10 protein-coding genes and 2 pseudogenes are annotated in these 13,394 nt (G+C 60.8%); 7 read left to right on the forward strand and 5 right to left on the reverse strand.

What is annotated here, in order from left to right:
- Positions 1-12: 12 nt before the first annotated feature.
- From JSQ98_RS09605 to JSQ98_RS09625, 5 genes are all read left to right on the forward strand, one after another.
- The gene (locus JSQ98_RS09605) at positions 13-459 is read left to right on the forward strand and encodes a 3-hydroxyacyl-CoA dehydrogenase NAD-binding domain-containing protein (RefSeq protein WP_211649468.1); all 447 of its coding nucleotides are present in this window, start codon (positions 13-15) and stop codon (positions 457-459) included.
- The gene (locus tag JSQ98_RS09610; RefSeq protein WP_211649469.1) at positions 456-854 is read left to right on the forward strand and encodes a 3-hydroxyacyl-CoA dehydrogenase family protein; all 399 of its coding nucleotides are present in this window, start codon (positions 456-458) and stop codon (positions 852-854) included. The genes JSQ98_RS09605 and JSQ98_RS09610 overlap by 4 nt, the downstream gene beginning before the upstream one ends.
- Before the next feature lie 312 nt (positions 855-1,166).
- Positions 1,167-2,705: a PucR family transcriptional regulator gene (locus JSQ98_RS09615; protein ID WP_211649470.1), complete on the forward strand. Its 1,539-nt coding sequence runs from the start codon at positions 1,167-1,169 to the stop codon at positions 2,703-2,705.
- Positions 2,702-3,448: an SDR family NAD(P)-dependent oxidoreductase gene (locus JSQ98_RS09620; RefSeq protein WP_211649472.1), complete on the forward strand. Its 747-nt coding sequence runs from the start codon at positions 2,702-2,704 to the stop codon at positions 3,446-3,448. Before JSQ98_RS09615 ends, JSQ98_RS09620 begins: the two co-directional genes overlap by 4 nt.
- Before the next feature lie 67 nt (positions 3,449-3,515).
- Positions 3,516-4,868 (forward strand): MFS transporter, encoded by a 1,353-nt coding sequence (locus tag JSQ98_RS09625; RefSeq protein ID WP_211649474.1) that lies wholly within the window; start codon positions 3,516-3,518, stop codon positions 4,866-4,868.
- A 68-nt stretch (positions 4,869-4,936) separates the two neighbouring features.
- Here JSQ98_RS09625 and JSQ98_RS09630 read toward each other — a convergent pair.
- Positions 4,937-6,028, reverse strand: a pseudogene (locus tag JSQ98_RS09630) (IS3 family transposase); the annotation flags it as partial.
- A gap of 54 nt (positions 6,029-6,082) precedes the next feature.
- On the opposite strand from JSQ98_RS09630, the pseudogene JSQ98_RS09635 reads away from it, so the two are divergent.
- Positions 6,083-6,730, forward strand: a pseudogene (locus JSQ98_RS09635) (IS30 family transposase); the annotation flags it as partial.
- Between the two features lie 653 nt (positions 6,731-7,383).
- On the opposite strand, the gene JSQ98_RS09640 reads toward JSQ98_RS09635, so the two are convergent.
- Positions 7,384-8,772, reverse strand: a complete 1,389-nt coding sequence (locus tag JSQ98_RS09640; RefSeq protein WP_211649476.1) for an NAD-dependent succinate-semialdehyde dehydrogenase — start codon at positions 8,770-8,772, stop codon at positions 7,384-7,386.
- Positions 8,773-9,049: 277 nt separating this feature from the next.
- Here JSQ98_RS09640 and JSQ98_RS09645 point away from each other — a divergent pair.
- Positions 9,050-10,242, forward strand: a protein-coding gene (locus tag JSQ98_RS09645) for an IS3 family transposase (RefSeq protein WP_211650497.1) whose coding sequence is annotated in 2 segments (ribosomal slippage) — positions 9,050-9,334 and positions 9,337-10,242 — 1,191 coding nt in all. Because the reading frame shifts where the segments join, the coding sequence is not laid out codon by codon here.
- On the opposite strand, the gene JSQ98_RS15525 is transcribed toward JSQ98_RS09645, so the two are convergent.
- The 3 genes from JSQ98_RS15525 to JSQ98_RS09660 form a co-directional block, all read right to left on the reverse strand.
- A complete protein-coding gene (locus JSQ98_RS15525; protein WP_430413599.1) occupies positions 10,243-10,734 on the reverse strand; it encodes a helix-turn-helix domain-containing protein in 492 nt (163 codons plus the stop codon).
- Between the two features lie 153 nt (positions 10,735-10,887).
- Positions 10,888-11,883, reverse strand: coding sequence for an ABC transporter permease (locus JSQ98_RS09655; protein WP_211649478.1), 996 nt, complete (start codon positions 11,881-11,883; stop codon positions 10,888-10,890).
- Positions 11,880-13,349: an ATP-binding cassette domain-containing protein gene (locus JSQ98_RS09660; protein WP_346728768.1), complete on the reverse strand. Its 1,470-nt coding sequence runs from the start codon at positions 13,347-13,349 to the stop codon at positions 11,880-11,882. The genes JSQ98_RS09655 and JSQ98_RS09660 overlap by 4 nt, the downstream gene beginning before the upstream one ends.
- Positions 13,350-13,394: the final 45 nt, after the last annotated feature.

Genomic DNA, 13,394 nt, shown 5'->3' on the forward strand with positions numbered 1-13,394 from the left:
GAAAGGACCACCATGAGCACCACTCGCGAGTTCACCGTGGTCGAGACAAACGCGGGTCGCGCCTCTAAGCTCATCGGTGGCATCGCAGCAGACGTGCGCGCACGCACCGGAGGCGACGCCGTAAAGCGCCTGCGAGTCGTCGGTAGCATCGAAGTGGCGCCGGAATCGGACCTCATCGTCGAGGCGGTACCCGAGATCCCCGAGCTCAAGACCCGAGTGCTGGCCGCCGCGGAGCGCTTGAGCGCGAGCGGGATCCTCGCTTCAAACACCAGCTCACTCAGCGCCGTTTCTCTCGCCGACGCGCTGGAGCAGCCGGAGCGGTTTCTCGGGATGCACTTCTTCCAGCCCGTGCCCGACACGGTGCTCACCGAGCTGATCTTGCACGGCGGCGTTTCCGACGAGACCGTGGCCGCTGCGCAGCGGTGGACCGAGGAACTGGGGGCACCCCTATCTCGGTGACCGACACCGCCGGATTCGCCACCACGCGACTCGGCCTCGCCATCGGGCTCGAGGCGATGCGGATGGCCGAAGAGAACGTCGCGACCCCCGAGGACATCGATTTCGGTATGAACCTCCGGCACCAGCACGCCGTCGGCCCGCTGCACACGACCGATATGGTGGGACTCGACGTACGCCTCGCCATCGCCGAGCACATGGAGCGGGAGTTCGGCCCGCGCTTCACTCCACCGCAGATCCTGCGCGACATGGTAGAGGCGGGGAAACTCGGACAGAAGACCGGTGGAGGTTTCTTCGTCTGGAGGAGTGAGTTTCTCTGTGCCCCTCCTCGCTTGCATTTGGTGAACTCACCGACGCGCCAGTACCGGGTTTCGGTCCTTCACGACTTGCTTGGATAGGGGCGCTGCGTAACGACTCAGCTCGCGGCTGAGCTCACAGCATCAGCGAGGGCCACGGATCGCCATGCTCGCCCGTCGCGGGATTCATCACCTGATAGACCATCGGCATTCCCTCTCCGTCCCACCCGCTCGGGATCGCGCGCGTCTTTTCGCGCGCGCGATCGGATTCGAGGCTAAAGACGCACGTGGGCGGGAGACCTATACATTTGGTCCGGTGAAGAATTCAGATTCGTACTCGTTGTATATGCCGTGGAGTGTGCGCGACCGCGAACATGGATGGCAGTCCCTAGCCCAGAGCTCCCGGAGTCGACGATGATCCGCCTGCACGATGTGTTCCACATCTTAAAGCTCGGCCTGACCCCGGTCCACATTCCGCGTGGCCCCTCGTCGGAGATCCGTTGGGCCCATGTCACCGAGCTCGTCGATCCCTCGCCGTGGCTGCTCGGCAAGGAACTGCTGCTGACGACCGGCATCTCGCTCGTCGACAAGCCCGAGGAATGGGACGCATACTGCCGACGCCTCCGGGACGCGGGTGTCGCGGCAATCGGGTTCAGCACTGGGCCGAGCCTCCCCCACCGCACAGTTCCCGAGGAGCTCGTCGCGGCGGCCCGCCAGCACGAGGTGGCGCTGGTACACGTGCCGCACGACACGCTGATGCAGCACGTCGTGCAGGAGGTATCGAACGCGCTGCACCAGGCCCAGAACCAGGACCTCATGCGCTCACTTTCACTGCAACGCCAACTGAGTGAGGCTGCATCGAGCCCTGACGGCGCGCAGCGCATCATCGATGTACTCGCGCAGGTGCTTCGGTACCAGGTAGTCGTACTCGACGACCGGCTGCGCACTATCGCGCGGAGCGACAGCGGCGCTGAGGCGCGCATCGAACCGATTCGGGATCAGCTGAAGAGTCGGCTCCGAGACGGACTGCGCTGGTCCATCTCGGAGGGTGGCGTGCACGACACGCTCGTGGTCCTGCCACTCGGTACCGCCGGCCGACTCTCCGGGATCCTGACGGTCGTCTCGCCCGGCGCCATCACAATGCACGGCCGCGCGACCCTTGGTCTCGTCGCGTCGCTCCTCGGCATCCTGCTCGAGCGCCGATACGCCTCACAGGAGCACCGCCGAATGCGCGAGACGCAGCTGCTCGAGCGGCTGCTCGACGACATCACAACGCTGCCCGAGACGGTCGAGTACTTTACCAAAGCAGACGTCAACATCGTTCACTCGCACGTATTATGTGCGTCTGAGCCGCAGGATCAGACGGCGCTTGAGGGCTTCGTCGTCGAGGCTCTCGGGCTGTGCGAGGAGGTCGTGGTGGCGGGTAGCGGTAGCGAACGGCTCTTCCTGCTCCTCGGCACTGAACCGCGCGTGATCGACGCGCTCACGCCTCTCGTGGTCGCGGCAGGACTCGGCCCAGCGGGACTCAGCGAGCGGCGAGCGCTCGAGGACGTGCAGGAGAGCGTGGCGCAGGCTCGGTTCGTGCGCTCTGTCGCGGCTTCGCGCGATGTGCCCGTGCTCGAGCGCATCGACACCGGGGGATACCGAGCGCTCATGATGCTCGGCACCGCGGAGGTGCGCCATCAGTTCGCCGACACCGTACTCAGCGCGATCGATGCGTCGGACGCGAGCCAGGGTACCGAGCTCTTCACTACGGTACGAGCGTACGTTACGGCGCTCGGCAATCACGCCGCCACCGCCGAGGCCCTCGGGGTACACCGGCACACCGTACGCTCGCGACTGTTGCGAATCACCCAGCTCACCGGGCGTGACCTCACGCTTCCCGAGAACTTCCTGGAGTTATGGATGGCCATCGAATTCCGAACCAGCAATAGAGAGGATGTACACCCGTGAATACAGGTGGAGTCGTCGTCGTCACCGGAGGCGCTGGAGCGTTCGGTGCGGCGATCAGCAGGGAGCTCGCAGAGAACGGCTGCACTGTCATCATCGCGGATCGCGACCTCGAAGCCGCCGAGCGCGTCGCCGCGACAATCGAGGGGGCCTCCTTCGTTGCCCTCGATCTCGGTGACGAGAGCTCGATCTCCGCGTGCGTCGACGCCGTCGTAGCTCGCCACGGGCGACTCGACGTGCTCGTGAACAACGCGGGCTACTCGCCGCCCGGGGGCGTCGGCAGCACGGAACTCGTCGACTTCGATCGTGCGATCTCAGTGAACCTCCGGGGCGCCTACCTCATGAGCGTCGCCGCGTTGCCGCACCTCCGTGCCGCCCCCGCGGCACGGATTGTGATGGTCGGCTCTCGCACCTGGCTCGCTGGAGGCAATCCCGCGTACACCGCCTCGAAAGCTGGGGTGGTCGGCCTCGCGCGATCCTTCGTTCACGCCCTCGGCCCGAGCGGCGGTACGTGCAATGTGGTCGCCCCGGGGCCGGTCGACACCCCGCTCGTCGACGACATGGTGATGGGCGAGTCGCGGGCCGAGAACTTCCGCCGCTACGCCGCCGCTTCGCCCCTGCGTCGGGTGGCGACCCCCGAGGACGTCGCGAGGGCCGTCGCGTTCTTCGCCGGCCCGGGAGGCGCATTCATCACGGGCGAGGTGCTGCACGTCGCCGGCGGCCTGCAGCTCGCGCCGCCATTATAATGCCGGACGATCTGCCCGGCAACTGCGCAGCACGAAGCAACCGCAACTCACCATCAGATAGGACACCATGACGCAGCAACTCTCTCACTCCACCCAGACCGGACACCGCGGTTCGCCCGGTAAGGTCGCGCTCGCCAGCTTCATAGGCACGAGCATTGAGTGGTACGACTTCTTCCTCTACGGCACAGCGTCAGCGCTCGTGTTCGGCGCTCTGTTCTTCCCCTCAGAGGATCCGATCATCGGTACGCTCCTTGCATTCGGATCCTTCGGCGTCGGCTTCGCCGCTCGCCCGCTCGGTGGAGCGATCTTTGGCAACCTTGCCGACCGCATCGGCCGGAAGAAGGTGCTCGTCACCACGCTGCTCATCATGGGGATCGCGACCGCCGCGATCGGTCTCCTCCCGACGTTCGATCAGATCGGCGTGTGGGCGCCGATACTGCTCGTCGTGCTCCGCCTCGTGCAAGGCATCGGTGTCGGCGGCGAGTGGGGTGCCGCGGTCATGATGAGCGTCGAGCACGCGCCCGAGGGACGGAAGGGCTTCTTCGGCTCGATCCCGCAGATGGGTGTGCCGACCGGCACAATCCTTTCCACCGGCGCATTCGCGCTGCTCGCACAGCTGCCTGAGGATCAGTTCCTCGCCTGGGGCTGGCGCCTCCCCTTCCTCGCGAGCTTCCTGCTCGTGCTCGTGGGCCTCTTCATCCGCGTTTCCATCGAGGAGTCGCCCGAGTTCCAGGACGTCGCGTCGGCGGGGCGCGTGCAGAAGATGCCACTCGCCGTCGCGGTGCGCGGACACTGGCGCTCCATTCTCGCGGCAGCGGGCACTCGCTTCTCCGAAAACTCCAGCTTCTACGTCGTCACGGTGTTCTCGATCACCTATGGTGTCGAGGCGCTCGGACTCGACCGCTCGCTCATTCTCAATGCTGTACTGATCTGCGCCTTCATCGAGTTCTTGCTGATTCCCGCGTTCGGGCGCTGGTCGGAGAAGCTCGGGCACCGAAAGCTCTTCCTGTGGGCCGCGGCGGCGTCGGTGCTCGTCGCGTTCCCCTACTTCCTACTCTTCAACACCGGTAACTTCGCCGTCATCGCGACGGCGATGTCGCTCACCGTCGGCATCGCGTGCATCATGTTCGCGCTCGAGCCCGTCATTATGGGCGCGCTGTTCCCAGCCGAGATCCGCACTAGCGCAGTGTCGATCGGCTACCAGGTCGCCGCCGTCTTCGCGGGCGGACTCTCACCTTTCATCGCAACCGGCCTATACACGCTCTTCGATGGGGCGTGGTGGCCGGTCGCCGCGTACCTCGCGCTTATGGGAGTGATCAGCTTTGCATCGATGTGGCTTGCGCCCGCGGCAGCGCGTCGTGAGCGAGATGGCGTGCGGGGTAAAAATAACAGCCCTCAATGTGCTTCACCATCAGAATGAGAGGCGACACCCCTGGAACGCTGGGAGTGGGCTGCTGTTGCGCGAAGCAGTCACCAATGGCAGTGATGTTTCCACGGCCCTGATTTCGCGGGCCCACGGACGAGCTCAGCCTTGTAGTAGCCGTTCATCGTCTCGGCGAGAGCGTTATCGTAGCTGTCGCCCACGGTCCCCATCGAGGGTGTCACCCCGATCTCCGCGAGGCGTTCCTGTACCGAATTGACGTGAATGACTGCCCGCATCGCTGTGACAACACAGCTCCGGGAGATGCTTTCCCCGCGACCACCGGGCCATCTCGATCGCATCGATCACCGTCTCAGTCTTCATGTTCGCTGCGCAGCGCCAACCGACGATCATGCGACTACACGCGTCGACAATGAAACAGACTTAGGCAACGCCCAGCCAGGTCGGCACGAACGTCAAATCAGTCACCCACAACTGGGTTCGGTGCAGCAGCACTGAATACACGGATCACAAGGTCAGGGTGCCTGGGCATCTTCGGGTCAGGCTTCATGGCCTTGAACCGCTTCTCTCAGCACACCTCCTCAATATCTAGGGCCTTCATGAGCCGGGCAACCTGGTCGCGGCCGAACTCGACACCTGCCCGCTGGGCAGCTTTCCAGAGTTTCCGTACCCCGTAGAAGGAGTAGTCGATTCCCAGAGGTCAAGTAGTCGCGGCGCGGTCTCCGCATCCCGGAGCTGTCGCGCTGATTCCGGCCTACCGTTCGCGTAATACGTGGACGGGGCCACCTACGATACCTTGCAGATGCGCTCAACGCCGAGACGTCGACGGGCGACGATGTCGTCCTTGTTCTGGTTGATGAATCGAACTACATCTTGTGTTGGCGGTCGAGCTCCGCCCCGAAGAAAGACGCGGCCCGCTTCAAAATTTCATTCGCACGCTTGAGCTCACGGTTCTCTTGCTCAAGCTCGCGCATCCGCGCCTGCTCGTCGGTGGTGACTCCGACTTTCACCCCGTCATCGATATCGGCCTGGCGAACCCAGGCACGTACCGATTCGATCCCGTAACCGAGCTGCTCAGCCACGCGCATGGTCGTACCTTGGCTGGTGCCGAACTCGGCGCGGAAGGTGCGCACCATCCGGATGGCTGCAGCTTTCTCCTCAGTCGAGTAGCGGCGTCCCTTGTGCTTGTGTCGGGGCATGGTCCCATTCTCGTTCCATAACTATGGAGCCTCCACCGAATCCAGGGCGCTTTACTCTACGTGCAGGGCAAAGACGCGCTCCGGCACGAGCTCCCCGTTGAGAAAGCACTCCGGTCTGGGCGTACTGGCCGGGTTCCACAGTCAAAACTTCCGCGTCGTTCGAACCGGCCCTGGCTCGAAGGGGCACGGTTATCGAATCGTCCCGCCGAGGTAGAAGACCGAGCAGTCCCAGAGCCTTGGAAAGGGGATCTCGCGGTCGGGCCTGAAAACTCCGGCCTGGTGACCCTGGTGAAGTGGCGGACCAGATTCGCGCTGGTCGGGAGGCTTCCCGGAATACGAGCGTCGATGACGGTGAGCGAGTTGATGCAGCGCATGATCCATTCATTGCCCTCCGAGTTCACGAAAACGATCACCTGGGATCAAGGGCAACAGATGGCGCAGCACCGCCGCTTCACGATCGCGACGGAATGCGAGATGTATTTCTGCGATCCGCACTCGCCCTGGCAGCGAGGATCGAACGAGAACCTCAACGGCCTGATCCGAAACTTCTATCCCAATGGCACGAACTTCAACCAGGTGGCTGGTGAAGAGATCGCTCAGATGCAGGATCTGCTGAACGATCGCCCGCGGAAGACTCTAGATTGGGCGACGCCTCGTGAGAAACTCGGAGCGCTACTCACCGGTGTTGCGTTAGCATCCTGAAACCGCCTCCTTTACGCGAACGGAACTCGACCAGTTCGTCTCCTCCCTGCGCACCGTGGTCGCCGAATCCGGAGCTCATGAAGGGCGCTCCGCACCGTGATACCATCTCGCAAATTGACGCCGGTGGTGTAAACGCACCACACACCTGGATCCCCTCGATGCGTTCCTACCGCTCGAAGTACCTTGGTGAGGAACGTGAAGCTGTCGCGCGGTGGGAGCCCTTTGCTGCTGCCCCACAACGCGTCCGCTGCCCATTGTTGGGTGGCTTGAGCCCAAAATCGCTAGTTCGGGAGCAAGCCTGCGAGCCCGCTCCCCAATCAGAATGGCAAATATATGGTTGCGGGTGACGGGCAGAATGCTCAGATCCTTTGACAAGCGGCCAGAGGCGTCCGTGCTTCATCGCATTCCTCCATGGAGCGCACGGAAACGTCATAAATCGAATATTCTCTGAAAGCGATCACGGCTCGTCCTCAACGATCAAGCTTTTAGTGAGACTAAGACGTAGCGACAGTCCAGACCTCCGGAGCGGCATCCACTATCACCGCAAGGTACGCCAAGGTTAGATTCTGAGTAGAAATTGCTAGATCGGTAGAAAGTTAGTACACAAACAGGGGCGTGTTTGGATTGAATTCCCTCCGAGTGCAGTATGCATGCTACCGCGCCAGAGGCCAGTCGGACTCATTAGGCAAGTGGATTAGTTTCTTGTTCACGAACTCAGTGATAGCGAAGCGACCGAGCTCTCGGCCGAAGCCTGAAGCTTTGGTCCCACCAAACGGGAGCTCAGGGGAATCCGCGAGCGACTCATTGACATAGACCATGCCGGTATCGAGGCGGTTGGCTACACGCAGGGCTTGGTCCCGGTCGATGGTAAAGAGATACGAGCCCAGACCGAAGGGGATGTCGTTAGCCAGTTCGATAGCCTCATCCTCAGAGGAAACACGATAGAGCTGCGATACCGGACCAAAGAACTCAGCCTGCGAGGTCTCCGACCCGACGGGCACTTCTTCGAGCACGGCTGTCTTAAAAAATGCACCATCGGCCCTGCCATCTCCGAGCACCAGCTTCGCGCCCTCCTCAATTGCGCGACCGACCTGCTGTTCCAGCTCGGCAGCCGCGATTGCAGACGACATCGGGCCGACACGAACCCCCTCGACCAGCGGATCGCCCAGTGGGGCAGCTTCAAGCGCAGCGAGAAACCGACTGCGGAATTCTTCGTACAGCTCGGCAATGACGATGAACCGCTTCGCACCGTTGCAGGCCTGGCCGCTGTTATGCAACCGTGAGTTGAGTGCAGCGGCGACCGCGTTATCCATGTTCTCGACACTCAGAACGATAAACGGATCGGAGCCGCCGAGTTCGAGCACCACCGGCTTCAGGTGGCGGCCCGCAACCTCACCGACGGAACGGCCGGCGGTTTCCGATCCCGTGAGCGAGACGCCCCTAACTCGCGGGTCGGCGATCACACGATCGATTCGACCGCTTTCGACGTAGAGATTCTGGTACGCACCTTCTGGAAATCCAGCATCACGCAAAATATCGGCGATAAAGGCCGAGGATTCCGGGCACTGGGAGGCTGGTTTGATGAGCACGGTGTTCCCCGCGAGCAGATTTGGGGCCGCGAACCTGGCGATCTGGTAGACCGGGAAATTCCAGGGCATGATGCCGAGCAGGGCGCCCAAGGGTGTCGACCGCACGATCGCCGTCCGCCCTCGCTTAGACTCGAGAACTTCATCAGCGAGATACTGCGCACCTTCCTCACCGTAATAGCGGTAGATCGACCCAACGAACCTGATCTCGCCAATGGCCTGCCACAAGGGCTTGCCCACTTCGCGAACAATTATGTGAGCGAGCTGATCCCGGCGCTCCTCATGGAGCTCAGCAGCCCGAAGAAGCATGGCAGAACGTTGCTTAATACTTAATTTGTTAAGCGCCGAGAAAGCTTCGTGAGCCAACTCAATGCCAGCCTCGAGTTCGGCCTCGCTCAATACCGGTAACGCCTCTCCGTTCTCACCCGTATACGGGTTCACGACCTTGTAAACCATCGAGGTTCTCCTCACATTTTCTGAAGCTATGTATCTATATCTGACCCTCCGGGAAGGAGGATGGTGTAGCTGGCATCACGTCAAAGTTATGCCGCTTCTAAAGCCTAGGAAACATTCAGAGCATGATGCCTATACCTACTGGACAAGCTAGAGCCTCCAGGCATCCACTACGGATGGTCCCAGGAGCGTCGAGACCGATTCTCGAAACGGGTCTGCTGCACGGATAGGTGACATCTGAGTTGGCTTGCCCGGGAGGGTGGGCTGGAAGGATGTCATTGTGCCTAAGCCTTATCCCCGAGAGTTCCGCCACGATGTTGTGCGAGTCGCGAGGAACCGTGAGCCCGGTGTGACGATCGAGCAGATCGCGAGAGACTTCGGGGTCCATCCGATGACGTTGCAGAAGTGGATGCGTCGCGCCGACGTCGACGAAGGCGCGAAGCCCGGCCAGTCGCGGACCGAGGCGGCTGAAGTCCGTGAGCTGCGGAAGCGGAACCGGCTGCTGGAGCAGGAGAACGAGGTGCTGAGGCGTGCGGCGGCGTATCTGTCTCAGGCAAATCTGCCGGGAAAAGGCTCTACCCGCTCGTGACTGAGCTCGCCGCTGCAGGGGTCCCTGTGACGGTGACGTGTCGGGTGCTCAAGCTCTCTCGCCAGCCCTACTACCGGTGGCTGGCGGACCCCATCACCGATAGCGAGGTAGTGGAGGCGTATCGCGCGAACGCGCTTTTTAACGCTCACAAGGACGACCCCGAGTTCGGGCACCGGCTCCTCGCCGACGAGGCCCGCGATGCGGGTGAGACGATGTCGGATTGGACCGCGTGGCGGATCGTGTCAGCCAACGGCTGGTTCAGCGCGTTCGGGAAGCCCAAGCGCGGCAAGGGTCGCAAGCCTGGGCCACCGGCGCACGACGACTTGTGCGCCGTGGTCGACGAGCACGGCCGGACGCGGCATGTATTCACGGCCAAGTTGTCTAATGAACTTTGGCTGACCGACATCACGGAGCATAAGACCGCCGAAGGCAAGCTCTACCTCTGCGCGATCAAAGACGTGTACTCCGGCCGCATCGTCGGCTACTCGATCGACTCCCGGATGAAGTCCCGACTGGCCGTTCAGGCCCTCGAGAACGCCGCCCGGATGCGCGGCGACGTTGCCGGCTGCAGTGTCCACAGCGATAGAGGATCTCAATTTCGAAGCCGGAAGTTCCTGCGCGTTCTGACCCGTCATCGCCTGGTCGGGAGCATGGGTCATGTCGGCTCCAGCGGTGACAACGCGGCCATGGAATCGTTCTTCGCCCTGCTCCAGAAGAACGTCCTCGACCGTCGTTCATGGACCACCCGAGAGCAGCTCCGGATCGCGATCGTGACCTGGATCGAACGGACCTACCACCGCCGGAGACGCCAACCCCGCCTGGGCCGTTTGACGCCCATCGAGTTCGAGACCATCATAAACACGACCGTCGCACTGGCGGCGTGACTACAACCTGTCACCTATCCGTGCAGCAGACCCAGGAGGACGAGTGATGTGGCGTTGGCGATACATCGGCAGCATGCCCCGGTCGCGGCGTTGCTCTCGCAGCACGGTTGATGGGGATCGCCCCAAAGTCCTTGCGATGTGCCGGATCGAGTCTCCTTGAGGGATTCCGATCGGGATCTGCTCACGCTCAAGCTTTGAGAGGTATCGTCCCGATAGAGCCGGGCGTGGGGGTGGGGTCATTCCTCCAGCATTGCGGAACATTCCTTCGCCCCAGCCCCGACTGCAATGAGCCTGGACAGCCGCGTCCTCAGTAGACAGGCCGCGAGCGATACCCGACCAGAACGTGTCGATATGCTGTTGCAGGATTCTGCTGATATGAGGCATAAGCGGGTACGTCCCTTCAAATGAAGGGTGTTGCAACGACCACATGAAACCGCCGTGACTGGGGTGCCAACCACCGGCAATACGGTTGGCGGGAAGGCGAGAGGCCATGTCACCCCGACGGGAACCTCGTCAGCGGCGAGCTCTTTCCCGAGCGGGTAAAGCCGATATTCCTCTAGGCCGCCCTTCCGAACAAGCCAAAGCAGTTTTCGCCGATTCCTGCATCAGACCCCAGCCAACCAGCCCAGTTGCAGCTGAGAATAGCTACCGCGAACTGACCCTTGCAGGCTTTGCTTCTGCAACTCCAACCTTATTCCAGGCTTGCTTGAGAAGCCTCTGGACCGATCCATCTAGTACAACAGCCGCAACGAGAGTCGCGCCAATAAGGATTGTCTGCAGGAACTGGGACACCCCCATAATGACAAGGCCGTTTCTAAGGACGCCCACAAACAGAAGTCCAGCAATCACGCCACTGATACGTCCTGCCCCACCCTCAAGTGCGACTCCTCCGAGCAAAACCACAGTGAGTGCCTGGATCTCCATTCCGGACCCCACCGTAGGCGGAGCAGAGTGGAGCTTCGCAGTGAGAAGCATCCCCGCGAGCGCCGCCATCACACTTGTGAGAACGAACAGGAATAGCCTGGTGCGTGGAACATTGATGCCCATAAGGTGCGCTGCTCGGCTATTTCCACCAATCGCGAGTACATTGCGGCCTACGGCCCAACGGTTAAGCATGCACCAAGCGGCGAACGTGACGAGCAACAGGATGATCACTTGGAGCGACACCGGCCCGAGTGCCATAGTACCAATAGACGTAAACGCCTCCGGTAACCCGGAAACTGTTGCACCATTTGTCAGGAAAAGAGCCATTCCTCCCCAGACACTGAGAAAACCCAAGGTAATAACAAGAGCGTTCATTCTAAGATAAGCGATTAGAATCCCGTTTAACAATCCCGCCACGATTCCCATACCGACCCCTGCGACGAGACCAAGAACTATGTTCCCGGTCTCGTTGATAGTAAGAGCACTCAGGATCGCGGCAAGACTGGCTACTGAACCAACAGAAAGATCAAGAGTGCCCGCCATAACTAGGAATGCAAGGGGCAGAGCAATTAAGCCAAGCTCCGCAATTTGAAGCAGGATCGTTTGAGCGTTGCCAAAGCTCAAGAATCGGGGATTCGCTGTGGCGAAAAACGCAACAAGTGCGAGCAACGCGACGAAGGTGCTGTTCTGTACTAGGAATATTTTCAATCGATTCATTTGCGGTTGCTTCCTACGCGTGAAATATCCAAAAGGGTTTCAAGGAGTTCTGTTTCATAACGGGAGGAGCGTGTCACTTCACGGCAGGCTCCGCGGGCTATGACGTAGCTACGTTCGCAAAGTGACGTAATTTCATCCGCTTCCGCTGAAGCGACGAGCACGCAAACTCCAGTATCGGCTAGTTCCCGTAGCGCAAGTCGGATATCTTGCTTCGCTCCTACATCCACGCCCTGCGTGGGCTGGGCAAGCAACAGAACTTTGGGTGCAACGGGAAACATCCATCGCGCTAAGAGATGTTTTTGCCGATTTCCACCAGAGAAACTCATGACTGGAGCATCGCCAGCTGGGCCTTGAACATTGAGCGTCGAACGAATTCCCGCATAAGCCTGCGCGATATTTTTTCGCGAACGAAAACCTCTTGAGAACCATGGCAAATATGTGTTGTCGATGGCACTAAGCCCGCCTATAAGGCCGTCGCTTTCGCGATCAGCAGGCACTAGGTGCACCCCTTGGATGATCGCATCAATGGGTTTTGCAATACGGTATCGTTTGTCGCTGAGGTTTGCATCAAGTCCTCCACGAATCCCGAAAAGTCGCTCGAGCAAATGGAATTGTTCACCTGCGGCCATTCCAAAGAGTCCGACAATTTCTCCATCGTAAAACTCCAAGTCGGCCGCCGGCTCGCGCACCTGAAGTCGCAAGTGAGATGGCTTTGGGATCCATTCCTCTTCGCGCTCCACCTCGGGAGCGAGCGCATGGGTGAGATCAGCAAGGCTAAGCCCGATGGCAGGCGTGTCCATGACGACGCCTCCACCACGGAGAACAACCACACGCTCGCAGACATCCAAGATATCTGGTAGGCGATGCGACACATAGATAACGGTCGTGCCTTTGGCAGCGAGTTTGCGAATAAGCTGGTGTAGCGCCGTAGTTTCGGCCTGACCAAGAGCTGCAGTCGGCTCATCGAGAAGGAGTACACGCATATCGCCTCTCAGTAGGCCTCGTGCCAAGTCGACGAGTTGTCGTTCGCCCAGCGAAAGCGTCGATACTGGTGCTTCAAGGTGTAAATGATCTGCGCCCAGCTCAGAAAGGGCTTCCCTGGCACGTTTGACACGGCTAGCTCGAAGCGGCGCGTCTGCCCGAGCTAGAAACAAATTATCGATAATGCTGAGGTTTGGGACCAACGCTGGCTCTTGGTGAATAACGGTTACCCCGCGGTCGGCAATCTCACCCGGCGTAGCACGCCTCCCAATAGTCTCCCCATCTAGCGCTAAAAATCCCGACGTAGCCGCAAGTGCGCCGGTGGCTACATTCAACATCGTTGATTTTCCCGCACCATTGTGACCGAGAAGTCCGACTACCTCTCCAGCCGAGAACTCAAGACTTACGTTGTCCAGTGCAGCTGTGGGTCCAAAACGTACTGAAACGCCCGAGAAGCTCAACCGAGCCATCTTTGCTCCGATCACATTATGAATTCTCAAAACAACCCTTACGCAAAGAGACGCGCCCAA

The sequence above is a fragment of the Leucobacter manosquensis genome (assembly GCF_018304845.1).
Classification (GTDB): Bacteria; Actinomycetota; Actinomycetes; order Actinomycetales; family Microbacteriaceae; genus Leucobacter; species Leucobacter alluvii.

What these genes read in the sequence shown, in the direction of transcription:
- JSQ98_RS09605 (WP_211649468.1), top strand. Translation starts at nt 13, where the DNA reads ATGAGCACCACTCGCGAGTTCACCGTGGTCGAGACAAACGCGGGTCGC.
- JSQ98_RS09615 (WP_211649470.1), top strand. Translation starts at nt 1,167, where the DNA reads ATGATCCGCCTGCACGATGTGTTCCACATCTTAAAGCTCGGCCTGACC.
- JSQ98_RS09625 (WP_211649474.1), top strand. Translation starts at nt 3,516, where the DNA reads ATGACGCAGCAACTCTCTCACTCCACCCAGACCGGACACCGCGGTTCG.
- JSQ98_RS09640 (WP_211649476.1), bottom strand. Translation starts at nt 8,772, where the DNA reads ATGGTTTACAAGGTCGTGAACCCGTATACGGGTGAGAACGGAGAGGCG.
- JSQ98_RS15525 (WP_430413599.1), bottom strand. Translation starts at nt 10,734, where the DNA reads ATGGCCTCTCGCCTTCCCGCCAACCGTATTGCCGGTGGTTGGCACCCC.
- JSQ98_RS09655 (WP_211649478.1), bottom strand. Translation starts at nt 11,883, where the DNA reads ATGAATCGATTGAAAATATTCCTAGTACAGAACAGCACCTTCGTCGCG.